23 protein-coding genes are annotated in these 22,677 nt (G+C 73.8%); 15 read left to right on the forward strand and 8 right to left on the reverse strand.

The genetic code is table 11. The features are described 5' to 3' along the window. Positions 1-855 (forward strand): succinate dehydrogenase/fumarate reductase iron-sulfur subunit, encoded by an 855-nt coding sequence (locus ACFPBZ_RS14440; protein ID WP_378036766.1) that lies wholly within the window; start codon positions 1-3, stop codon positions 853-855. A gap of 27 nt (positions 856-882) precedes the next feature. Here the strand turns inward: ACFPBZ_RS14440 and ACFPBZ_RS14445 are convergent, their stop codons facing one another. The 5 genes from ACFPBZ_RS14445 to ACFPBZ_RS14465 all read right to left on the reverse strand — a co-directional run bounded on the left by ACFPBZ_RS14445 (position 883) and on the right by ACFPBZ_RS14465 (position 5,038). Next, complete coding sequence (locus ACFPBZ_RS14445; protein WP_378036767.1) at positions 883-1,656, reverse strand: SDR family NAD(P)-dependent oxidoreductase; 774 nt, start codon at positions 1,654-1,656, stop codon at positions 883-885. A gap of 156 nt (positions 1,657-1,812) precedes the next feature. Beyond that, positions 1,813-2,661: an amino acid ABC transporter permease gene (locus ACFPBZ_RS14450; RefSeq protein WP_378036768.1), complete on the reverse strand. Its 849-nt coding sequence runs from the start codon at positions 2,659-2,661 to the stop codon at positions 1,813-1,815. Beyond that, a complete protein-coding gene (locus ACFPBZ_RS14455; protein WP_378036769.1) occupies positions 2,658-3,332 on the reverse strand; it encodes an amino acid ABC transporter permease in 675 nt (224 codons plus the stop codon). The genes ACFPBZ_RS14450 and ACFPBZ_RS14455 overlap by 4 nt, the downstream gene beginning before the upstream one ends. Positions 3,333-3,401: 69 nt before the next feature. After that, positions 3,402-4,301, reverse strand: coding sequence for a glutamate ABC transporter substrate-binding protein (locus ACFPBZ_RS14460; protein WP_378036770.1), 900 nt, complete (start codon positions 4,299-4,301; stop codon positions 3,402-3,404). An 8-nt stretch (positions 4,302-4,309) separates the two neighbouring features. After that, entirely contained in the window at positions 4,310-5,038 is a 729-nt protein-coding gene (locus ACFPBZ_RS14465) for an amino acid ABC transporter ATP-binding protein (protein ID WP_378036799.1), read from the reverse strand. A gap of 159 nt (positions 5,039-5,197) precedes the next feature. On the opposite strand from ACFPBZ_RS14465, the gene ACFPBZ_RS14470 reads away from it, so the two are divergent. Then, positions 5,198-5,854: a response regulator transcription factor gene (locus ACFPBZ_RS14470; protein WP_378036771.1), complete on the forward strand. Its 657-nt coding sequence runs from the start codon at positions 5,198-5,200 to the stop codon at positions 5,852-5,854. A 1-nt stretch (position 5,855) separates the two neighbouring features. Further along, complete coding sequence (locus tag ACFPBZ_RS14475; RefSeq protein ID WP_378036772.1) at positions 5,856-7,295, forward strand: sensor histidine kinase; 1,440 nt, start codon at positions 5,856-5,858, stop codon at positions 7,293-7,295. On the opposite strand, the gene ACFPBZ_RS14480 is transcribed toward ACFPBZ_RS14475, so the two are convergent. After that, positions 7,292-8,260, reverse strand: coding sequence for a TAXI family TRAP transporter solute-binding subunit (locus tag ACFPBZ_RS14480; RefSeq protein ID WP_378036773.1), 969 nt, complete (start codon positions 8,258-8,260; stop codon positions 7,292-7,294). The genes ACFPBZ_RS14475 and ACFPBZ_RS14480 overlap by 4 nt on opposite strands. A 95-nt stretch (positions 8,261-8,355) precedes the next feature. Here ACFPBZ_RS14480 and miaB point away from each other — a divergent pair, with 95 nt between their 5' ends. Further along, on the forward strand, positions 8,356-9,903 hold the full coding sequence (gene miaB / locus ACFPBZ_RS14485) for a tRNA (N6-isopentenyl adenosine(37)-C2)-methylthiotransferase MiaB (protein WP_378036774.1): 1,548 nt from the start codon (positions 8,356-8,358) through the stop codon (positions 9,901-9,903). Beyond that, positions 9,900-10,364: an Rv2732c family membrane protein gene (locus ACFPBZ_RS14490; RefSeq protein WP_378036775.1), complete on the forward strand. Its 465-nt coding sequence runs from the start codon at positions 9,900-9,902 to the stop codon at positions 10,362-10,364. Before miaB ends, ACFPBZ_RS14490 begins: the two co-directional genes overlap by 4 nt. A gap of 7 nt (positions 10,365-10,371) precedes the next feature. Here ACFPBZ_RS14490 and ACFPBZ_RS14495 read toward each other — a convergent pair whose 3' ends face one another. Next, positions 10,372-12,342, reverse strand: coding sequence for a potassium transporter Kup (locus ACFPBZ_RS14495; RefSeq protein WP_378036776.1), 1,971 nt, complete (start codon positions 12,340-12,342; stop codon positions 10,372-10,374). Positions 12,343-12,453: 111 nt separating this feature from the next. Between ACFPBZ_RS14495 and ACFPBZ_RS14500 the strand changes: the two genes are divergently transcribed. The 8 genes from ACFPBZ_RS14500 (at position 12,454) to ACFPBZ_RS14535 (ending at position 18,903) form a co-directional block, all read left to right on the forward strand. Continuing rightward, a complete protein-coding gene (locus ACFPBZ_RS14500) occupies positions 12,454-12,720 on the forward strand; it encodes a hypothetical protein (protein WP_378036777.1) in 267 nt (88 codons plus the stop codon). Between the two features lie 126 nt (positions 12,721-12,846). Continuing rightward, entirely contained in the window at positions 12,847-13,509 is a 663-nt protein-coding gene (locus tag ACFPBZ_RS14505) for an HAD family hydrolase (protein ID WP_378036778.1), read from the forward strand. Positions 13,510-13,662: 153 nt separating this feature from the next. Continuing rightward, a complete protein-coding gene (locus ACFPBZ_RS14510) occupies positions 13,663-14,877 on the forward strand; it encodes a sedoheptulose 7-phosphate cyclase (RefSeq protein ID WP_378036779.1) in 1,215 nt (404 codons plus the stop codon). Continuing rightward, entirely contained in the window at positions 14,874-15,659 is a 786-nt protein-coding gene (locus ACFPBZ_RS14515; protein WP_378036780.1) for an O-methyltransferase, read from the forward strand. The genes ACFPBZ_RS14510 and ACFPBZ_RS14515 overlap by 4 nt, the downstream gene beginning before the upstream one ends. Then, positions 15,656-16,963: an ATP-grasp domain-containing protein gene (locus tag ACFPBZ_RS14520; RefSeq protein ID WP_378036781.1), complete on the forward strand. Its 1,308-nt coding sequence runs from the start codon at positions 15,656-15,658 to the stop codon at positions 16,961-16,963. Before ACFPBZ_RS14515 ends, ACFPBZ_RS14520 begins: the two co-directional genes overlap by 4 nt. Continuing rightward, positions 16,953-17,987 carry a D-alanine--D-alanine ligase family protein gene (locus ACFPBZ_RS14525; protein WP_378036782.1) on the forward strand — a complete coding sequence of 345 codons (1,035 nt, stop codon included), beginning with the start codon at positions 16,953-16,955 and terminating at the stop codon, positions 17,985-17,987. The genes ACFPBZ_RS14520 and ACFPBZ_RS14525 overlap by 11 nt, the downstream gene beginning before the upstream one ends. Further along, positions 17,984-18,427 carry an NUDIX hydrolase gene (locus tag ACFPBZ_RS14530; RefSeq protein ID WP_378036783.1) on the forward strand — a complete coding sequence of 148 codons (444 nt, stop codon included), beginning with the start codon at positions 17,984-17,986 and terminating at the stop codon, positions 18,425-18,427. The genes ACFPBZ_RS14525 and ACFPBZ_RS14530 overlap by 4 nt, the downstream gene beginning before the upstream one ends. A 32-nt stretch (positions 18,428-18,459) precedes the next feature. Then, the gene (locus tag ACFPBZ_RS14535; RefSeq protein ID WP_378036784.1) at positions 18,460-18,903 is read left to right on the forward strand and encodes a VOC family protein; all 444 of its coding nucleotides are present in this window, start codon (positions 18,460-18,462) and stop codon (positions 18,901-18,903) included. Between the two features lie 21 nt (positions 18,904-18,924). On the opposite strand, the gene ACFPBZ_RS14540 is transcribed toward ACFPBZ_RS14535, so the two are convergent. Further along, a complete protein-coding gene (locus tag ACFPBZ_RS14540) occupies positions 18,925-20,670 on the reverse strand; it encodes a DUF349 domain-containing protein (RefSeq protein WP_378036785.1) in 1,746 nt (581 codons plus the stop codon). A gap of 141 nt (positions 20,671-20,811) precedes the next feature. Here ACFPBZ_RS14540 and miaA point away from each other — a divergent pair, with 141 nt between their 5' ends. Together miaA and dapF are read left to right on the forward strand one after the other, a co-directional pair. Then, on the forward strand, positions 20,812-21,759 hold the full coding sequence (gene miaA / locus ACFPBZ_RS14545; RefSeq protein ID WP_378036800.1) for a tRNA (adenosine(37)-N6)-dimethylallyltransferase MiaA: 948 nt from the start codon (positions 20,812-20,814) through the stop codon (positions 21,757-21,759). Between the two features lie 9 nt (positions 21,760-21,768). Then, positions 21,769-22,653, forward strand: a complete 885-nt coding sequence (dapF, locus tag ACFPBZ_RS14550; protein ID WP_378036786.1) for a diaminopimelate epimerase — start codon at positions 21,769-21,771, stop codon at positions 22,651-22,653. Positions 22,654-22,677: the final 24 nt, after the last annotated feature.

Raw genomic sequence — 22,677 nt, forward strand, 5'->3', positions numbered from 1 at the left:
ATGGGCTACCGGGCGAAGTTCGAGGTCTGGCGCGGCGACCACACCGGCGAGGGGGAGCTGCAGCCGTTCGACGTGGAGGTCATGGAGGGCGAGGTCGTCCTCGACATCGTGCACCGGCTGCAGGCCACGCAGGCCGGCGACCTCGCGGTGCGCTGGAACTGCAAGGCGGGCAAGTGCGGCAGCTGCTCGGCCGAGATCAACGGGCGGCCGCGGCTGATGTGCATGACGCGGATGTCGACCTTCGACGCCGACGAGACCGTCACGATCACGCCGCTGCGGACGTTCCCGGTGATCCGCGACCTGGTCACCGACGTCGACTTCAACTACGTGAAGGCGCGCGAGATCCCGTCGTTCGCCCCGCCGGAGGACCTGGCGCCCGGCGAGTACCGGATGGACCAGCTCGACGTGGAGCGGCCGCAGGAGTTCCGCAAGTGCATCGAGTGCTTCCTGTGCCAGAACACCTGTCACGCGGTGCGCGACCACGAGGAGAACAAGACCGAGTTCGCCGGCCCGCGCTACCTCATGCGGATCGCCGAGCTCGACATGCACCCCCTCGACGTCCGCAACCGCAAGGAGGAGGCCCAGGAGGACCACGGCCTCGGGTACTGCAACATCACCAAGTGCTGCACCGAGGTCTGCCCCGAGCACATCAAGATCACGGACAACGCGCTGATCCCCATGAAGGAGCGCGTCGTCGACCGCAAGTACGACCCGCTGGTGTGGCTCGGCAAGAAGATCTTCAAACGGGAGGAGCTGGAGCGCCGCGACGCCACGGGCAAGCTCTCGCTCGACGGCGCGGGGCCCGACAACGGCTCCCCGCTGCCGGCCGACTCGATCGGCCCGGCCGGCACCTAGGTCGGCCACGATCCAGTTCGGCGGCACCTAGGTCGGCAACGGGGTCCCGGTGAGCCCGGCGCAGTAGTCGAGCAGCGCGTCCTGGTGGCTCGACGACTCCGCCGGAGCCGGGGCCGGCCGGGGCCGCTGGTGGCGGAAGTGGGTCGCGGTCACCTGCGTCGCCGGGTCCTCCCCGGCGGCCAGCCAGGCCTGGGTGACCGGCGCGAGCGCCATGTCGTCGGGGGCGCCCGGCCCGCCCATCCGGGTGGGCACCCAGCCGGGCTCGACGGTGTTCGCGAGGACGTCGGGCCACCGCCGGGCGACGCCGAAGGCCAGGACCGTGTCGAGCAGCTTGCTGTCCGAGTACGCCTGCGCCCCGTTCCAGCGGCGGTGCTCCCACTGGAGGTCGTCGAGCTCGGCGCTGCCGCCGCGCGCCATCCCCGAGCTGAGGTAGACGAGCCGGCGGGGCCGGGGGAGCAGGGCGGTGAGCAGGTAGGGCGCGAGCACGTTGACCGCGAACACGTGCTCCAGCCCGTCGACGGTCTCCACCCGCCGGGGCTCGCGGTAGCCGATGCCGACGTTGTGGATCACGGCGTCGAAGGGGCCGGTGGACGCGGCCTGCTCGGCCACGGCGCGGACCCCGGCGATGGTGGACACGTCGCCGACCACGACGTGCTCGGCCCCGGGCAGCGCCTCGCGGGCGTCCCCGGCGCGCTCCGGGGTGCGGGCGTGCAGCGTGACCGCGTGTCCCTCGTCGGCCAGGTGCCGGGCGGACATCAGCCCGAGCCCGTCGGACGACCCGGTGATCAGGATCCGTGACATGTCGCCTCCGCTTCGCCGGCCCGGACGATCACCAGCACACCAGGCGGCCCCGGCGGGCGCGAATCCTGCCCGGGCAGAACGGACGAACGGCCCGCTCGTCACCGGAGAAGGTGACGAACGCGCCGTCCGTCCGGAACCCGAGGACTCGAGGAGCCCCTACGCCCCGTCGTCGGCGAGCACCGGAGCCGCCACCGGCGATCGTCGGGAACGACGCTCCAGGTACGAGGCGAGCGCCGCGAGCAGCAGGCACAGCGTGATGTAGACGAGCGCCACGACGAACGCCACGGGCAGCAGCGGCCGCCCGAGCTGGCCGGAGCTGCCGAGCAGGCGGGCCTGGTAGAGCAGCTCGGGGTAGAGGATCAGGAACCCGAGCGCGGAGTCCTTGAGCAGGACGACGAGCTGGCTGACGATCGTCGGGAGCATCGACCGGACGGCCTGCGGGAGCAGGACGAACCGCATCACGCCCGACTTGCGCATGCCCAGCGCGTAGGCCGCCTCGGACTGGCCCCGCGGGACGGCCTGGACGCCGGAGCGGAAGATCTCCGCGAGCACCGAGCCGTTGTAGAGGGTCAGTCCCGCCACGACCGCGGTGAAGGTCGAGACCGTCACCCCGACCGAGGGCATGCCGAAGTAGAAGATGAACATCAGCACGACGAGCGGGATGGCCCGGAAGAACTCGACCACGGCGGTCGAGACGCCCCGGAGCCACGCGTGGTCGGAGAGCCGGCCGAGCGCGAAGACCGCCCCGAAGACCAGCGCCAGCACGGCCCCGAGCGCGAACGCCCGCAGCGTGTTGAGCAGGCCGTCGAGCAGGGCGAGCTGGATGTTCTCGTAGAGGATCCACTCCCACACGGCGGCGTCGAACTGACCGGTCGCGGCCAGCCGCACGACGATGAAGGCCAGCAGGGCGGCCACGACGATGACCGCGACGACCCCGAGGGCGCCGTGGCGGACCCGGGCCTTCGGGCCGGGGACGTCGAACAGGACGGCGGTGGGGGCGCTCATCGGGCACCCGCCTTGACCGCGCCACCCGACGAGACCGACCAGCGACGCTCGAGCGAGCGTTGCAGCAGCGTCATCGGGATGATCAGCACGATGAAGCCGAGCGCCACCCAGAGGAGCCCGACGAGGGTGGAGTAGCCGCGCTCGGAGAGCACCTGGTAGATGCCGCCCGCCTCGACCACCGAGAAGCCGGCGGCGACGGTGGTGTTCTTGATCAGCGCGATCTGCACGCTGGTCAGCGGCGGGACGACCGCCCGCACCGCCTGCGGCAGGATGATCAGCGAGAGCGACTGGCCGAAGCCGAGCCCGAGGGCGCGGGCTGCCTCCGCCTGCCCGGGCGGCACCGTGGAGATGCCGGCGCGGACGGTCTCGCAGACGAACGCCGCCGTGTAGAGCGACAGCGCGACGACCGCGAGGGTGAAGTAGCTCAGGTCGACGATCTCCAGGCGCGGGAAGCCCAGCGCGAAGAAGAACATCACCAGGGTCAGCGGGGTGTTGCGCAGCAGCGTCACGTAGGCGGTCCCGGTGACCCGCAGGGCGGGGACGGGGCTGACCCGCATGGCGGCGAGCAGGGTGCCCAGCACCAGGGACGCGATCGAGGAGAGGACGAACAGCTCGATCGTGCCGAGGAAGCGGATGCCGAACTCACCGAGGTTGTCGAACAGGACGTCCACGGGGTGCCTCCCTCCGGTCGGCCCGTGAGCACTGATCCGTGCCCGGGCACGGATCAGTGCTCACCGGCGTCAGTACCTCTGGATCGCGGGCGGGGTGGCGGGCGTGCCCGACTTGCCGAGCGTCGCGTCGTAGATGCGCTGCCAGGTGCCGTCGGTCTCGGCCTGCTGGATCAGGTCGTTGACCTTGGCGCGGAACGCGACGTCGTCGCGGGCCACGCCGACGCCGTAGGGCTCCTGGGAGAAGACCTGGCCGACGACCTTGAGACGCTGCGGGTCCTGGGCGGCGAAGCCCTTGAGGATCGCGTCGTCGGTGGTGACGGCGTCGACCTGGTTGGCGATCAGCTGGTCGACGCACTGCGAGTAGTTCTGGAACTCGACGACGTTGGCCGTCAGGTTCTGCTGGCGCACCCGCTGGATCGGGGTGGAGCCGGTGACCGAGCAGACCCGCTTGCCCTGCAGCGTCGTCGGGCCGGTGATCGACGGGTCGTCGGCGCGGACGAGGAGGTCCTGGCCGGCGAGGAAGTACGGGCCGGCGAAGCCGACGCGCTGCTTACGGTTGTCGTTGATCGTGTAGGTGCCGACGTAGTAGTCGACGTCGCCGCGGGAGATCGCGTCCTCGCGGGCGGCGGAGGGGACCACCACGTAGTCGATGCGGTCGGCGGGGATGCCGAGGCCCGCGGCGATCATGCGGCCCATCTCGACGTCGAAGCCGGTGTACTGGCCGGTGGTCGGGTCCTGGACGCCGAGACCGGGCTGGTCGTTCTTCACGCCCATCTTGACGCGGCCGGCCTGCTGGATCTTCGCGAAGGTCGCGGAGCCGGGGACCTGGACGTTCTGGGCGACCGGGTAGGTCAGGCCGGTCGGGGCCGCCGCGCCGGGGCCGCCCTCGCGACCACACGCCGCCCCGAGGAGCAGGGCCGCGAGGGCGAGCAGGACGCCGACCGCACGGACGCCGGATACGCGTCGCATCGTTCTCCTTAGTGGGTGAGGATCTTGCCGAGGAAGTCGCGCGCCCGCTCCGAGGAGGGGCGGCTGAAGAAGGCGTCGGGCGTGGAGTCCTCGACGATCTCGCCGTCGGCCATGAACACCACGCGGTGCGCGGCCCGGCGGGCGAAGCCCATCTCGTGGGTGACCACGACCATCGTCATGCCGTCGCGGGCGAGGTCGGCCATGACCTCGATGACCTCGCCGACCATCTCCGGGTCGAGGGCCGAGGTGGGCTCGTCGAAGAGCATGACCTTGGGATCCATGGCGAGCGCCCGGGCGATCGCGACCCGCTGCTGCTGCCCGCCGGAGAGCTGCGCGGGGTACTTGTTGGCCTGCTCGCCGATGTTGACGCGGTCGAGCAGCGCCCGCGCCCGCTCCTCGGCCTCACCCTTGGACTTCTTGCGCACCTTCGTGGGCGCGAGGGTGACGTTCTCGAGGATCGTCTTGTGGGCGAACAGGTTGAACTGCTGGAACACCATGCCCACGTCGCTGCGCAGCGCGGCGAGCTCCTTGCCCTCCGCCGGCAGCTCGGTGCCGTCGATCTCGACGGTGCCGGAGTCGATCGGCTCCAGGCGGTTGATCGCCCGGCACAGCGTCGACTTGCCCGAGCCGGAGGGCCCGAGCACGACGACCACCTCGCCGCGGCCGATCTCGAGATCGATCTCGCGCAGCACGTGGAGTTCGCCGAAGTGCTTGTTCACCCCGGCGAGACGCACCATCGGTGTCGTCATGAGTGGTCCTCCTCACGGTCGTCCGCCCGATGCGCACCTTGCCGGGGGGTTGACGAACTGCCCAGGGCTCTTGAGGAAGGCTTAGGGTTGGCTTGACGCCGGGGAAACGTGACGGGGCGGGCGGAGCGACGGGGAGGGGCGCGGCCGGTGCGGATCCTGCTGGTGGAGGACGACGACCGGGTCGCCGCCGCCCTGCGGACCGCCCTCGGACGCCAGCAGATCGAGGTCGTCCGGCTGGCCGTCGGCCGCGACGTCGTGTCGCACCTGGCGGGGATCGACGTCGTGCTGCTCGACCTCGGCCTGCCCGACGTCGACGGCATCGAGGTCTGCCGCCGCATCCGCGCGGCCGGGGACACCCCGGTGATCGTGGTGAGCGCCCGCGGCGAGGTCGACGACCGCATCCTCGGCCTGCACTCCGGCGCCGACGACTACCTGGTCAAGCCCTACGACGCGGGGGAGCTGGTCGCCCGCATCCACACCGTGCTGCGGCGCCGGCCCGCCGGGTCCCCGGTGGACGTGGTGGACCTCCCGGGCGGGGTCGTGGTGGACCTGGCGCGCCGCGAGGTGCGCGACGAGGGGTCGCCGGTGGCGCTGAGCCGCAAGGAGTTCGCGGTGCTCGCCCTGCTCGCCCGCGCGGGCGGGGCGGTGTGCTCGCGCGAGCGGATCGTCGCGGAGGTGTGGGGGAGGACGTGGCCGGGCGCCAACCGGACGCTCGACGTCCACGTCGCGACCCTGCGCACGAAGCTCGGGCGCCCGGAGCTCGTCGCCACGGTCCGTGGCGTGGGGTACCGGCTGGGGACCTGACGTGCGGACCCGGCTGCTCGTCGTGGTGTCGGTGCTGGTGGTGGCCGTGGTGCTCGGCCTCGGGGTGCCGCTGGCGATCGCCACCGCGACGGCGTCGACCTCGGAGATGTTCACCGACCGGCTCGGCGACACCACCCGCTTCGCGGCCCTCGCCCAGCGCCCCGTCACCGACTCCGACACGGCCGCCCTGGGGGCCGAGCTCGCCCGCTACGACGAGCTGTTCGGGGCCCCCGCCGCGATCCTCGACCGGCAGGGCGACGTGCTCGCCGCGTCCCGACCCGACCCGCTCGCGGGCATCTCCGACGGCGACGCGGCGCGCATCGACCTCGCGCTGGCCGGCCGCCGGTCCCCGCCCCACGGGACGGTCTGGCCGTGGGACGCGCGCCCGATGCTGCTGGCCGAACCGGTCCTGGTGGGCGGCGAGGTGCGCGGGGCCGCCGTCACGGTGTCGCCGACCGGGACGCTGCGCACCGACGTGCTCCTCGCCTGGGCGGCGCTGGCGGTGGCCGGGGCCGCGGCGCTCGGCCTGACGGCGGCGCTGGCGGTGCTCCCGACGGTGCGCTGGATCCTCGCCCCGGTGGAGCGGCTCGACGCCGGGACGGCGCGGGTGGCCGCGGCGGTGCGGGCGGGCCGCCCCGCGGTGCCGGTGGGGGCGGAGCGCGGGCCGCCCGAGCTGCGGCGGCTGACACGGGACTTCGACGCCATGGCCGCCACCGTGACCGGCACGCTCGAGGCCCAGCAGGCCTTCGTCGCCGACGCCGGGCACCAGCTGCGCAACCCGCTCACGGCGCTGCGGCTGCGGCTGGCGACCCTGGCCGAGGACCTCGACGGGATGACCGTGCCGGCCGAGGTCCGCGACGGCCCCGGCGCGGCGATCGAGGAGGTCGACCGGCTCTCCGCGGTGCTCGACGCGATGCTGGCCCTCGCCCGGACCGAGGGCCGGGTGGCCACGACCGTCGAGATGCGGGTGGACCCGGTGCTCGACGAACGCGTGGAGACCTGGGAGGTCCTCGCCGAGCACGAGGGGCTGCGACTGCACCGCGCGGGCCCCGGCGGCCTCGTCGTGCGCTCCGACCCCCTGACCGTCGCGACCGTGCTCGACGCGGTGCTCGACAACGCCGTCAAGTACTCCCCGCCCGGCGGGGCGGTGGAGCTGACGACGGCCCGGGTGGAGGGGGCCGTCGAGATCGCGGTCCGCGACCACGGGCCGGGTCTGCGCCCGGAGGAGCTGGTCCGCGCCACGGAGCGGTTCTGGCGCGGCGACCGGGAGGGGCTGCCCGGGAACGGAACCCCCACGGGGTCGGGGCTGGGGCTCGCGATCGCCGCCCGCGGGGCCGAGCGGGCCGGGGCGGAGCTGGCGCTGGAGCTGCCCGACGACGGCGGGCTCCGCGTGGTCCTGCGCTGGCCCCGGGCCCAGGACGGCTCGGCCGGTGAACCCTAGGACGGCTTCGCCGCGCGGTAGGCCTCGGCGGCGCCGGCGTGCAGCGGCACCGGCTGGGTGCCGATGGCCGTGCGGGGGTCGACGCTGCGTCCGGCCGGGTCGGCGGCGGCGAGCGCGGGGACCCGGTCCAGGAGCACGCGGGTGAGCCCGCGGGCCGTCGTGGTCTCCATCGCGGCGGTCACGACGAGGACGTTGCGGACCGACACGGTCGTCACGGGGTCCCCGATCCCGTAGGCGCGGGCGGGCACCGTCGTGACGTCGTAGACCGGGTAGACCCGGCGCAGGGCGTCGACCTCGCCGGTCAGGTCCAGGAGCCGGAGCGGGACGCTGCGCGCCAGGTCCTCGACCCCGGCCGTCGGGACCCCGCCCGACCAGAAGAACGCGTCGATCACCCCGGCGCGCAGCGCGGCCACGGAGTCCCCGAGCCCGAGCATCGACGCCACGAGGCCGGACTCCGGGGACAGGCCGACGGTCGCGAGCAGGCGGGGCGCGATCACGAGCACCCCGGAGTTGGGCGCGCCCACCGACACCCGGCGTCCGCGCAGGTCGGCGAGCCGCCGGACGTCCGACGAGGCCGGCACGACGACGTGGACGGCGTCGTCGTGCATCCGCGCGAGCGCCTGCAGGGGGCGCTCCGGGCGGGCCCCGTCGACCGCGCCGTCGGCGGCCACGTCGACCGCGCAGAAGGCGACGTCGGCGAGCCCCGCGGCGAGCATCCCGACGTTGTCCACCGAGCCCTGGCTGTCGAGCAGCGAGGTCCGGGCCCCGAGGTCGGTGCCCCACAGGTCCACCAGGGCCGCGCCGAGCCGGTGGTAGACCCCGGCGGGCGTCCCACTGGCGAGGGCGATCGGCACCCCGTCCGCGTCCCCGGCGCACCCCGCCGCCCCGAGGCCGATCCCGGCCCCGAGCGCCAGCGCGCCGCCGGCCCCCAGCACCGTGCGGCGTGAAGGCGTCCGGGTGGTCACCCCGGCGAGCCTGCCAGGTCGCACGACATCGGAGGGTGGGACGGAGGTCGACGCGGAGGGGCTGGTGACGGGGGCCGGGCCTATCCTGGCCGGTGATGACCGCTAGCCCCTCTCCCGTCGCTGCGCCCGCCCCGGCGCGGACCTTCGCCATCCGCACCCACGGGTGCCAGATGAACGTGCACGACTCCGAGCGCCTCGCCGGCGTGCTCGTCGAGGCCGGCTGGGAGCCCGCGCCGCCCGACGACGACGTCGAGAGCGCCGACCTGGTCGTGTTCAACACCTGCGCGGTGCGCGAGAACGCCGACAACAAGCTCTACGGCCAGCTGGGGCGCCTCGCGCCGACGAAGGCCGCCCGGCCCGACCAGCAGATCGCGGTCGGCGGGTGCCTCGCCCAGAAGGACCGCGAGGTCGTCACGAGGAAGGCCCCGTGGGTCGACGTCGTGTTCGGCACCCACAACGTGGGGTCGCTGCCCGCCCTGCTCGAGCGGGCGCGGCACAACGGCGAGGCCCAGGTGGAGATCCTCGAGGCGCTCGAGACGTTCCCCTCGCACCTGCCCGCGCGCCGCGACTCCGCCTACTCGGGCTGGGTGTCGATCTCCGTGGGCTGCAACAACACCTGCACGTTCTGCATCGTCCCCTCGCTGCGCGGCAAGGAGGTCGACCGTCGCCCCGGGGAGGTCCTCGGCGAGGTGGAGGCCCTCGTCGCCGAGGGCGTGCTCGAGGTGACGCTGCTCGGGCAGAACGTGAACGCCTACGGCGTCGACTTCGAGGACCGGTCGAGCGGGCGCACCGCGTTCGCCGACCTGCTGCGCGCCTGCGGGGGCATCGACGGGCTCGAGCGGGTCCGCTTCACCAGCCCGCACCCGCGCGACTTCACCTCCGACGTCATTACCGCGATGGCCGAGACGCCCAACGTCTGCCCGCAGCTGCACATGCCGCTGCAGTCGGGCTCCGACCGGGTGCTGCGGGCGATGCGCCGTTCCTATCGGGCGAAGCGCTATCTCGACATCGTCGCCGAGGTCCGCGAGGCCATGCCCGACGCGGCACTGACCACCGACATCATCGTCGGGTTCCCGGGCGAGACCGAGGCCGACTTCGCCGAGACGCTGCGGGTGGTGCGGGAGTCGCGGTTCTCCCAGGCCTTCACCTTCCAGTACTCACCGCGCCCCGGGACCCCGGCCGCGACGCTGCCCGACCAGGTGCCGAAGGCCGTCGTCCAGGAACGGTACGAGCGGCTCGTCGCCCTCCAGGAGGAGATGTCGCTGGCGGGCAACCGGGAGCAGGTCGGCCGCGAGCTCGAGCTGCTGGTCTCCACCGGCGAGGGCCGCAAGGACGCCGCCACCCGCCGGATGTCGGGCCGCGCCCGCGACGGCCGCCTGGTGCACTTCACGCCGACCGGCCCCGCCGTCGACCGGGAAGTTCGGCCCGGCGACGTCGTCACCGTCCGCGGCACCTACGGCGCCCCGCACCACGTGGTCGCCGACGGCGACGTGCTCACCCACCGGCGCACGCAGGCGGGCGACGCGCAGGCCGCGGGGACGCGCCCGACGACCCCGCGGGTCGCTCTGGGGTTGCCGTCACTCGGTGCTCCCGAGCCCCTGCCGGTGTCGACCGGCTGCACCGTGGGGAGCCCCTCGGTATGACCCGTCCCGACCCGTTCGACACTCCGGCGTCCGACGTCGACGATCGCCCGGCCCGCCCCCCGATCTCCCGCGAGGTCGACTTCGGCCCGAGGATCATGGTCGTCGCGGTCGCGATCCTCGTCCTGCTGCTCGCCGCGGTGCTGCGCTGGACCGCGAGCGGCTCGTCGGGCTGGGAGGTGGTCCAGGGCGCGCCCGGGGTCACCGCGCTGCCGCGTCTGTTCTCGATCCTCGCCCTGGTGTTCGGGGTCGGGTTCTCCGTGGCGTCGGTGATGTCGCGGCGCTGGGTGGTCGTGTTCGTCGCGGCCGCCGGCTGCGCCGTCACCTCGGTGACCGGCGTGTGGGCGGTCTGGTCGCAGAACACCGTGCCGGGCAGCGGACCCGGCTTCGGGATGGTGCTCGCGCTGATCGCGATGGTGGTGCTTACCGCCCGCTGGGCCGGCTGGGCCTTCTCCCGCGACTGAGCCCTCGTCAGAGGTCGATGTTCGAGCCCATCACGACGGTGCGGTGCGCGGGCAGCCGGAACGACCCGGCCGGTGAGGCCGCGTTGTGGGCCAGCCCGATGAACAGCCGTTTGCGCCACGGCCGCAGGCCGGGCTCGTCGCCGCGCTCGACCGTGATCTTCGAGATGAAGTAGAGCGGGTCGTCGGCGTCGTCCTCGTTGAGCTCGTCCGAGATCAGGCACGCCTGGCGCAGGACCGCCGGGAGGTCCTGGCTGTCGGTGAACCCGAACCGGGCGCTCGCGTGGACGATCCCGTCGTGGGAGTGGTCGAGGTCGTCGACGGTCAGGCGCTCGTCGACCGGGACGTGTGGCACCGGCACCATGATCAGGCTGACGATGACGATCTTCTCGTGCAGCACGTGGTTGAACTCGACGTTGGCCCGCAGGGCGAGCGGCGCCGTCTCGGACGTCGGATGGGGGAAGACCGCGGTGCCCGGGACCCGGACGACGTCCGCGGGCAGGTCGTCGACGAACTCCTGCAGCGACCCCTCGAGCGCGGTCCGCCGCTCGGTGACGACGCGCCGGCCGCTCTGCCAGGTGGTCATGACGACGATGACGATCAGCGCGACGAGCAATGGCAGCCAGCCGCCCTCGGTGATCTTGGTGAGGTTCGCGGCGAAGTAGACGAGCTCGACCCCGCCGAACACCACGGCGATCAGGACGAGGCGCCAGCGCGGCCACTGCCAGGCCGTGGCGGCGTGCATGATCAGCAGCGTCGTCGACACCAGCAGGGTGCCGGTGACCGCGAGCCCGTAGGCGGTCGCCAGTCTCGAGGACGACTGGAACGTCGCCACGAGGATCAGGACCCCGCCGAAGAGCAGCCAGTTGACCACCGGGACGTAGATCTGCCCGCTCTCCCGCCGCGAGGTGTGCTTCACCGTCAGGCGCGGCAGGTAGCCCAGGCGCACGGCCTGCTGGGACACCGAGTAGGCCCCAGAGATCACCGCCTGCGACGCGATCACGGTCGCGGCGGTGGCCAGGACGATCAGCGGGATGCGGGCCCAGCCGGGCGCGAGCAGGTAGAACGAGCTCGAGGCCGCGCCCGGGTCGTTGAGGATCAGGGCGGCCTGGCCCAGGTAGTTGACGATGAGGGCCGGATACACCAGCGCCCACGCCAGCCGGATCGGGCGGCGCCCGAAGTGGCCCATGTCGGCGTAGAGGGCCTCGGCGCCGGTGATCGACAGGACGACGGCGCCCATGGCGATGAACGCCGTGTACGGGTGGTCGACGACGAACGAGACGATGTAGGTGGGGGAGAGCCCGAGGAGCACCTCGGGGTACTCGACGATGCGCGGGATCCCGAGTGCGATCAGCACCACGAACCACACGGCCATGACCGGGCCGAACAGCCGGCCCACCCGCTCGGTGCCGAGGCGTTGGGCCACGAACAGCATGGCGAGGATGACCGCGGCGATCGGCAGCACCGCCTCGGCGAGCTCGGGGCGGACGACCTCGAGGCCCTCCACCGCGGAGAGCACCGAGATCGCCGGCGTGATCAGCGAGTCGCCGGAGAACAGGGCCGCGCCGAGCACGCCGAGCCCGAGGGCGAGCGACGCGTGGCGGTTCGACACCGCACTGTGCACCAGCGCGGAGAGTGCCATCACCCCGCCCTCGCCGTCGTTGTCGGCGCGCAGCATGAAGACGATGTACTTGATCGTCACGACGATCGTGACCGACCAGAAGATCAGCGAGGCGACCCCGAAGACGTCCGACGGTGTCGGCTGCACGGCGCCGTCGTCGATGGAGAAGACGGTCTGCACCGCGTAGAGCGGGCTCGTGCCGATGTCGCCGAACGCCACGCCCAGGGCTCCGAGGGCGAGTCCCGCGCCCCCGGCCCCGAGGGCCGACGGGTGGTCGACCCCGGTCGAGCGCGCCCGGGGTGTGGCCGCTGGCTTCGAGGTGCCGGGACCCGCCGTGGGGGCGGCCTGGGCGTCGGTCATGGGCGCCAGTCTGGACCGCCGATCACCGTCGCGTGCGCCGGAGCCCCCGGGGGTGGACCGTGATCGGACACGGGGGACGAACCGCCGTGCGACTGGCCGCGAACCCGGCATGTGACCGATGACGGCGGGCGTCCGCTCGACCCCCGCGAGCAGGGTGAGTTCGAGTCGATCCTCGCGGGCTACCGCCGTACCGCCCGCCGCGAGGGCGACGGCCCGGCCGGGTTCCAGGTGGTCGCGGTGCTCGCCGGCGCCCTGCTCGTGGCGGTCACGACGGCCCTGCTGCCGAGCCCGCTGAACCTCTGGCTGCCGGTGCTCGCGCTCGCGGCGGTGGCCGCCGGGGCACTGCTGCGCGGAGTGGCGGAGAACTCCCGACGTTAGCTCCTGCAATCCCCGGGTACGCCAGGGGGCGAGGTGCTCGCCTCTCCCGTCGCCCGGTGGCCACCGGCGGCGGACATCCATCGTCGCGCCGGTCCGTCGGGCCGCCACCGCAGGGAGACCTGACCCGTGCCCTCCGCCATCCTCTTCGGTTCGATCAGCACCGTCGTCGACACCTCCGAACTGCAGCGCAAGTCGTTCAACCGCGCCTTCGCCGAGCACGACCTCGACTGGGAGTGGAGCCGCGAGGACTACCTCGCGATGCTCGAGAGCAACGGCGGCGCCCAGCGGATCGCCGACTACGCCTCCCAGCACGGGCAGTCGGTCGACGCCGAGGCCGTGCACGCCACCAAGTCGCGCCTCTTCCGCGAGGCGCTGGCCTCCGAGCAGTCCGCGCCGCGCCCCGGCGTGCTCGACGTGATCCGCGGCGCGAAGGAGTCGGGCCTGCGGCTCGGCCTCGTCACCACCACCTCGAAGGCCAACGTCGCGGCCCTGCTCGACGCCGTCGAGCCCGACATCCGCGCCGCCGACTTCGACGTGGTCGTCGACTCCTCGCAGGTCGAGGCCACCAAGCCCGACCCCGAGGCCTACCGGGTCGCCCTGCGCGAGCTCGGCGTCGAGCCCGGTGACGTCGTCGCCGTCGAGGACAACCTCGGCGGGGTCGAGTCGGCCAACGCCGCCGGGATCACCACCGTCGCGTTCCCCAACACCAACACCGCCGCGCACGACTTCTCCGCCGCCTCGACCCGCGTCGACGCCCTCAATCTCGGTGAGCTGCGCGCGCTCGCCTAGCACGCGCGTCGGGTTCCGCCCGACCCCACCATCGCCACGTCACGGCCCGGACCTCGCCCCGGGCCGTGTCGTCGGCATGCCCCGACGACCCCCCGGTCCGGCTCCACCCCACCGGATCGCCAGCCATACCCGCCCGTCCCAGGAGTCCACACCATGGCCGCCCCGCAGCCCACCCTCACGTCCACCGAGACCGCCTTCCACGTCGAGGCCTACGAGAAGATCGACTACTCGCTGGTCTACGTCGACGGCGTCTTCGATCCCGCGAACCCCCAGCTCGCCGACGCCTACCGGCCCTACGGGCGCGCGCTGATGATCGTCGACCGCACGGTGCACGAGCTCTACGGCGAGCAGATGCAGGCCTACTTCGACCACCACGGGCTCGAGCTCACCACCTTCCCGATCCTCATCCGCGAGCCCGACAAGACGCTGCGCACGATGGAGCGGATCGTCGACGCGTTCGGCGAGTTCGGCCTCAACCGCTTCGAGCCGGTCCTCGTGGTGGGCGGCGGGCTCATCACCGACGTCACCGGCACCGCGTGCTCGCTGTTCCGCCGGACGACGCCCTACATCCGCATCCCGACGACGCTGATCGGGCTCGTCGACGCCAGCGTCGCGATCAAGGTCGCGGTCAACCACGGCAAGAACAAGAACCGGCTCGGCGCCTTCCACGCCTCCCAGCAGGTCATCCTCGATTTCTCGTTCCTGAAGACCCTCCCGGTCGACCAGGTCCGCAACGGGATGGCCGAGCTCGTCAAGATCTCGACCGTCGGCAACTCCGGCATCTTCGAGCTGCTCGAGAAGTACGGCGAGGACTTGCTCCACACCCGCTTCGGTCACCTCGACGGCACGCCCGAGCTGCGCGAGATCGCCCACCAGCTCACCTACGACGCCATCCGGACGATGCTCGAGCTCGAGGTCCCGAACCTCTGGGAGCTCGACCTCGACCGCGTCATCGCCTTCGGGCACACGTGGAGCCCGACGATCGAGCTCACGCCCGACCCGCCGTACTTCCACGGCCACGCGATCTCGATCGACATGGCGCTCTCGACCACCCTGGCCGAGCGGCGCGGCTACATCTCGGTGAGCGACCGCGACCGCATCTTCTGGCTCATGAGCCGCATCGGGCTGACCCTCACCAGCCCGCACCTCACCCCCGAGCTGCTCACGAAGGCCACCGAGTCGATCACGCAGACCCGCAACGGCGAGCTGCGCGCCGCGGTCCCGCGCCCGATCGGCACGTGCTACTTCATCAACGACCTCACCCCCGACGAGCTCGCCGCCACCGTCGACGTCCACAACGAGACCGTCGCCGGCTACCCGCGGGCCGGGCAGGGCGAGGACATGTACGTCGTGCCCGAGCAGGCATGACCTCGCCAGGTGCCCCGCGCCCGGTCACCCCGGTCTCGATCCTCGCCGCGCGCCTCGACGACCTCGTGAAGCGTGCGGTGGGGACGGAGCTGGAGGACGAGGTCGTCGCGGTCCGCGACCTCGCCGCCGGTCTCGACCCCTACGTCGAGGCGATGACGAGCCCGGAGTCCCCGGCCCTCGCCGAGCTGGCCCGGGCCACCGCGGAGCACGACTGGCGCGACCACGGCGGCGGGCTGGAGCAGGAGATGCTCTCCGGGCACGTCGAGGGCCGGTTCCTCGCCGTCCTGACGAGGGCCGTCCGGGCGCGGTCCGTGCTGGAGGTCGGGATGTTCACCGGCTACTCCGCACTCGCCCTCGCCGAGGCCCTGCCCGACGACGGCCGGGTCGTGGCCCTCGAGCTCGACGCCGACGTCGCCGCGTTCGCGCAACGCCAGTTCGACCGGTCCCCGGCCGGGCGGCGCATCGACGTCCGGGTCGGCCCCGCCGCCGAGACCCTCGCCGCGCTGGCGGGGGAGCGGTTCGACCTCGTCTTCGTCGACGCCGACAAGGCGGGGTACGCCGGCTACCTCGAGACGATCCTGTCCGACGGGCTCCTCGCGCCCGGCGGGCTGATCTGCGTCGACAACACCCTCATGCAGGGCCAGCCGTGGCTCCCGGGCGAGCAGCCGCCGAACGGGGTGGCGGTCCGCGAGTTCAACGAGGCCGTCGCCGCCGACCCGCGGGTCGAGCAGGTCGTCGTGCCGCTGCGCGACGGGATCACGCTCATCCGGGAGGTGTCGTGAACCGCGTCGCGCGGACCCTCGGGATGCAGGCGCTGCTGCTCGCGGCGCTGCCGGCGAACCTGGCGGTGACGGCGGGCTCCCTGCTGTACACGGCGATCGTCGGGAACGAGGAACCCCGGCCCACCCCGGACCGCCGGACGGTGATGCTGAGCGGCGGCAAGATGACGAAGGCCCTCGCGCTCGCGCGGGCCTTCCACGCGGCCGGGCACCGGGTGGTCCTCGTCGAGCAGGCGAAGTACCGCTACACGGGCCACCGGTTCTCCCGCGCCGTCGACGTCTTCCACACCGTCCCCGCGCCCGACGACCCCGGCTACGCGCAGGCGCTGCTCGACGTCGTCCACGCGGAGGGCGTCGACGTCTACGTCCCGGTGTGCAGCCCGGCGTCGAGCTGGTACGACGCGCTCGCGAAGCCCCTGCTCGAACCGTGGTGCGAGGTGCTGCACGGCGACGCCGACGCGATCGGCACCGTCGACGACAAGGCGGCGTTCGCGGCGGCCGCGCTGGAGTCGGGCCTCGGGGTGCCCGACACGCACCGCGTCACCTCCGCCGCCGAGGTCGCGGCTTTCGACGCCCCGCCCGGCTCGGTCTACGTGCTGAAGTCGATCCCGTACGACGCGGTGAACCGGCTCGACCTCACCCCGCTACCGCTGTCGACCCGCGCGGAGACCGAGGCGTTCGCGGCATCGAAGCCGATCGGCGACGACACCCCGTGGATCCTCCAGGAGTTCGTCCGGGGCACCGAGTACTGCACCCACGGCACCGCCCGCGACGGCGCGCTGACCGTGTGGTGCTGCTGCGAGTCCTCGGCGTTCCAGCTCAACTACGACCAGGTCGAGGTCCCCGCCATCGAGGACTGGGTGGCCCGCTTCGTCGCCGACCGCAAGCTCACCGGCCAGTACTCGTTCGACTTCATCGTCACCGACGACGGCGAGGTGCGGGCGATCGAGTGCAACCCCCGGACCCACTCGGCGATCACGATGTTCCACGACCAGGAGGCGGCGCTCGCGGACGCCTACCTCGGTGACGCGACCGGCACGCTGCGGCCCACGGAGGCGAGCCGGCCCACCTACTGGCTCTACCAGGAGCTGTGGCGGATGCTCAGCCGCCCGTCGACGGTGCTCGAGCGGCTCGGGGTGGTGCTGCGCGGGAAGGACGCGATCTTCTCGGTGCGCGACCCGCTGCCCTTCCTGCTGGTCCACCACCTGCAGATCCCGTGGCTGCTCGCCGCGAACCTCGTGCAGGGCCGCGACTGGATCAAGATCGACGTCAACATCGGGAAGCTGGTGGAGCCCGGTGGCGACTAAGGTTCTGCACCTCGTCGGCTCGCCCACCACCGAGTTCTTCGCCGACCTGTCGAGGCTCTACGCGCGCGACGCGCTGGCCGCGATCGGCACCGCCGACCACACGATCGCCCACGTGTCGCCCGACGGGCGCTGGTGCTTCCCCCGCGACCTCTCGCCCGCTGCGCTCGCCGCCGCCCCGTCGGTCGACCTCGCCGGGGCGGTCGGGCACCTCGCGGCCCTCGCGCCCGACGTGATGCTGCCGCAGATGTTCTGCCCGGCCGGGATGACGTCCTATCGGGCGCTGTTCGACGTGCTCGGCGTCCCCTACGTCGGGAACACCCCCGAGGTCATGGCCGCGGCGATGGTCAAGCCCCGGGCGAACGCGCTGGTCGCGGCGGCCGGGGTCGACGTGCCCGAGTCCGAGGTCCTCGCGCCGGGGGAGCGCCCGACCCTGGCCCCGCCCGTCGTCGTGAAGCCCGCCGACGCCGACAACTCGGTGGGCACCACGCTCGTCCGGGTCGAGGGCCAGTACGACGAGGCCCTGCGCGCGGCGTTCGAGCACTCCGCGCAGGCGCTGGTGCAGACCTTCGTGCCCGCCGGGCGCGAGGTCCGGTGCGCCGTGCTCGAGCGGGGTGCTGCACTCGACGGTGATGCCGGCCTCGTCGTGCTGCCGCTCGAGGAGTACCCGGTGGGCGACCTCGCGCCGATCCGCGGCGAGGCCGACAAGCTCGCGCGCTCCGACGCGGGGGAGCTGGGCCTCGTCGCGAAGGGCGAGGGCAAGGCGTGGATGGTGCCCGACGACGACCCGGTGGTCCCCGCCGTCGCCGCGGCCGCCCGCGCCTGCCACACGGCGCTCGGCTGCCGGGACTACGGCCTGTTCGACTTCCGCATCGACCCCGACGTCCGCCCCTGGTTCCTCGAGGCCGGGCCGTACTGCTCGTTCGCGCCCACCAGCGTCGTCGTCATGATGGCGGCGGCCGCGGGGATCGAGCTGGGGACCCTGTTCGACGAGATGGCGGCGCGCGCCGTCGCCCGGCAGCCGTGATCCGGCCGCTCGTGCTCGGCGTCGTGCGCCGGGGCGACGACCTGCTGGTCCTCGAGGGCCACGACGCCGTGAAGGGCCAGACCTTCTTCCGACCGCTCGGCGGCGGGATCGAGTTCGGCGAGCTCTCCGAGCAGGCGCTGCACCGGGAGTTCCGGGAGGAGCTCGCGGTGCAGCTGACCGCCGTGGCGCCCTGCGGGGTGCTGGAGAACGTCTTCGAGTTCGAGGGCCGACCGGGCCACGAGATCGTCGTCCTCTACATGGCCGAGATCGCCGACCCCTCGTTCTACGAGCGCGCCGACCCGGGCCCGGTCCTCGACCAGGGCACGCCGGTCCGCTGGCTCCCCCTCGCCGAGGTGGTCGCGGGCCGGGCCGTCCTGTACCCCACCGGCCTCGTCGACCTGCTCCTGACGCCCGAGGAGCAGCAGCGGCTGACCGGGTAGTGGACCGGGGGTCGGCCGGGCAGGGTGGGCGCATGGTCGACCACCCGATCCTGCGCCAGACCGTCCTCGACGCCGTCGACGCCCGCGGGCTCGCCGAGTTCTACCGCGAGCTGCTCGGGCTGCGGTACCGGATCGGCGACGAGCCCCCGGCCGACGGCGGGCCCGACCTCCAGGCCCGCGACTGGCTCGCCCTGCGCGACGACCGCGGGATGCCGGTGCTGGCGTTCCAGCCGGTGGCCTCGCAGCCGCCGGTCACCTGGCCGGAGGGCGACCAGCCGCAGCGGGCCCACCTCGACCTGACGGTGTCCACGGTCGAGGACCTGGAGCGCCACCACCGCCGGGCGCAGGAGCTCGGCGCGACGATGCTGCTGGACCGCAGCGACGACCCCCACGAGCCGCTCTACGTGTACGCGGACCCGTCGGGGCAGCCGTTCTGCCTGTTCGTCGCCCCCGGCACGCCGGACGACGGGCACTAGGCGACGACGGGCACCGACGCGTCAGCCGGTCGCCCGCTCCGCCGCCGCGAGCCACTCCCGCCACTGCGTGGCCTGCTTGTCGGCCTCCTTGGCCCGCCGCTCGTCCCCGGCCGCGCGGGCCTTCGCCGCCTGCGCCTCGAACGCCTCGACCCGCTCGCGGAACTGCGCGACCCGGGCCTCCTTCTCCGGGTCGACCCGCGACCAGCGGCGGTCGACGGCCGCGCGGACGCGGTCCTCGACCTCCTTGAGCCGTGTCGCGAACTCCCGCACCCGCTCGCGGGGGACCTTCCCGATCTCGTCCCACCGCTCCTGGACCGAGCGCAGCGCGGCCCGGGCTGCGTCGGTGTCGGACAGGTCGATCGCCGCGGCCTCCTTGAGCAGGGCCTCCTTGGCGGTCGCGTTGCCCGTGAACTCGGCGTCGCGGGCGTCGAAGGTCGCCGAGCGCCGCGCGAAGAAGTGGTCCTGCGCGCCGCGGAAGCGCGCCCACAGGGCGTCGTCGGCGTCCTTGGACGTCCGCCCGGCCGCCTTCCACTCCGTCATCAGGTCCTTGTAGCGGCCGGCCGTCGCGCCCCAGTCCTCGGACTCCTGCAGCGACTCCGCCTCGGCGACCAGCTCCTCCTTGCGGGCCTTCGCGCTCGACCGCTCCCGGTCGAGCTCGGCGAAGTGCGCGCCGCGACGGCGGGTGAACGTCTCGCGGGCCTTCGCGAAGCGCTTCCACAGCGCGTCGTCGGTCTTGCGGTCGATCCCGCGGATCGTCTTCCACTCCTCGAGCATCGCCGAGAAGCGGTCGCCCGCGTGCTTCCAGCGCGTCGTCTCCTCGGCGAGCGTCTCCGCCTCGCCGATCAGCGCCTCCTTGCGCGCGACGGCCTGTTCGCGGGCGCCGGCCTTCGCCGACTTCTCCGCGGTGCCCGCCTGCTGGGCGGCCGCGATCACGGCGTCGAGCCGCACGACGAGGCCGGGGACGTCGCCGACCACGGCGGCCACGTCGAGGCGCTCCCGCAGCACGGTGGCGCTGCGCAGCACCGCGGCCGCGTCCCCGCGCCCCGACTGCAGGCGCCGGACGAGCAGGTCGGCCTCGGTGCGCAGGTCGTCGAACCGCCGCGCGAAGTGGGCCAGGCCCTCCGCGGCGTCACCGGCCTGCCACGACCCGACGGCCCGGTCGCCCTCGGGCGAGACGGTCCACACGGTGCCGTCGGCGTCGACGCGACCCCAGCGGGAGGGGTCGTCGGCCGCGGCGGGCACGGTCGGCAGCTCGGCGGTCTCCGCCGCGGGCGCCGCCGGAGTGGGGGCAGGGGTCGGCGCCGGGGCCGGCGTGGGGGTCGGAGCGGGGCCGGGGGAGGGCGTGGGGGCCGGTGCGGCCTGCCCGGCCGTCCCGGCGTCCGGCGTCTCCTCGATCACGGGAGCGGGCTCCGCCGGGGCGTCGACCGCCTCCTCGGCAGAGGGGTCGGCGACGGCCTCGCCGCCCGCCGCGCCCTGGTCCGCCGCCGGGGCGAGCTCCTGCTCGGCGACGGCCTCGTCGACCGAGCCGCCACCATCCGTGCCGGGACCGTCCGCCTCGCGACCGTCCGCCTCGGGCACGTCGGCGACGGCGGCGTCCCCGACGTCCACCGTCCCGTCGGCGACGCCCGGCGTCTCCACGGCCTCGTCGTGCCCGGACCGGTCCTCGGCCTCCGGAGTCGCGGTGCCGTGCCCGTTGCCCTCGGCGCCCTGCGTCCCGACCGCTCCCGGGTCCGTGCCGGCCACCCCGGTGGCCTGCTCGTCGGCCATTCGCCGCACACCTCCCGCTCGATCGTGGAGGGCATTCAAACAGGTCACGCCGCCGGGCGGGTACTCAATCCGCCGATCCGGACACCCGTCCGCCGCACGGAGCGGGTGATCCGGACGCCGGTCGGTAGCGTCCCGGGGGTGATCGTCCCTCCGGTCGCGCTCGTCGGGCCCACCGCCACCGGCAAGTCGGACCTCGCCCTCGACCTCGCCCGGTGCCTGGACGGCGTCGAGGTGGTCAACGCCGACGCCATGCAGCTCTACCGCGGCATGGACGTGGGCACCGCGAAGCTGCCGCCGGAGCTCCGCCGCGGGATCCCGCACCACCTGCTCGACGTCCTCGACGTCACCGAGACCGCCTCCGTCGCCGCCTACCAACGCCACGCGCGGGCGGCGGTCGACGACGTCCGCCGTCGGGGCGGCGTCCCGGTCGCCGTCGGCGGCTCCGGGCTCTACGTCCAGGCGCTCGTCGACGACCTGGCCTTCCCCGGCACCGTCGCGGGGGTCCGTGCCCGCCTCGAGGGCGAGCTCGCCGAGGTGGGCACCACGGCGATGCACGCCCGGTTGTCCGCGGTCGACCCCGCCGCGGCCGGGAGCATCCTGCCGAGCAACGGCCGACGGATCGTGCGGGCGCTCGAGGTCGTCGAGATCACCGGGCTCCCGTTCGCCGCGAGCCTGCCGCGCCCCGGGCGCCCCCGGCACGGCACCGTGCTCGTCGGGATCGACCGCGACACCGCCGAGCTCGACGCCCGCATCGAGACCCGGGTCGACGCGATGCTCGCCGCGGGGCTCGTCGAGGAGGTGCGCGGGCTCGCGGCCCGCGGGTTGCGCCGCGGGGAGACCGCGTCCCGCGCCGTCGGCTACCGCGAGATCCTCGAGATCCTTCCCGACGACGCCACCGGTCCTGACGATGCCGTCCCGCCGGACCCGGCGGCGCTCGCCGAGGCCCGGCGCCGCATCGTCGTCGCCACCCGGCGGCTGGTGCGCCGCCAGCGGTCCTGGTTCCGCCGCGACGCCCGCATCCGGTGGTTCGACGCCGCGTCGCCCACGCTCGTCGACGAGGTCGCGACCCTCGTGGGCGCCCCTTCGTAGGCTGGGGTCATGGAGTACGTCCTCGGGCACGGCACGCAGAACGACTTCGTGCTGCTGCCCGACCCCGACGACCGGCTCGACCTCACCCCCGCCGCGGTCCGGGCCCTGTGCCACCGCCGCCGGGGCCTGGGCGCCGACGGCGTGCTGCGGGTCGCCCCCTCCTCCGTGCCGGGCGCCGACTGGTTCATGGACTACCGCAACGGCGACGGTTCGATCGCCGAGATGTGCGGCAACGGGGTGCGCGTGTTCGCCCGCTTCCTCGTCGAGGCCGGCTGGGCGGCGCCGGGCTCCTTCGCGGTCGCGACGAGGGCCGGGCTGCGGACCGTCGAGCTCGACCACCACGGGGACGTCACCGTCGACATGGGGCCGGCCGTCGTCGGCGCGGAGTCGACGGCCGTCGTGCCGTCGCCGGCGGGGCCCGCGGGGTCGGTGACGACGTTCGCCGGCGTGGCGGTCGACGTCGGGAACCCGCACCTCGCCTGCGTGACCACCGCGGACCTCGACGCCCTCGACCTCACGGCCGCCCCGGGGTACGACGCCGAGCTCTTCCCGCACGGGGTCAACGTCGAGTTCCTCGCCCCGCTCGACGCCGGGCTCGCGACCCGGCTGCGGGTGCACGAGCGCGGGTCCGGCGAGACCTGCTCCTGCGGCACGGGCACCGTGGCGGGGGCGGTCGCGGGCCTGCGCGCGGCCGGGCTCGACGCGGGGACGGTCACCGTGACCACGCCGGGCGGGGTCCTGAGGGTCGGCGTCGACCCCTCGACCACCACCCTGACCGGACCCGCGGTCCTCGTCGCGAAGGGCGAGGTCGAGCTGGGTGGGATCGAGGGGGGCGACGGCCCCGACGGTGAGCTGCAGGCGTTCGTCCGTCTGGCCGAGCACGCCACGGCGTAAAGACGTGGTGACCACGGCGGCACC

The sequence above is a fragment of the Actinomycetospora atypica genome, assembly GCF_042653685.1.
GTDB lineage: Bacteria > Actinomycetota > Actinomycetes > Mycobacteriales > Pseudonocardiaceae > Actinomycetospora > Actinomycetospora atypica.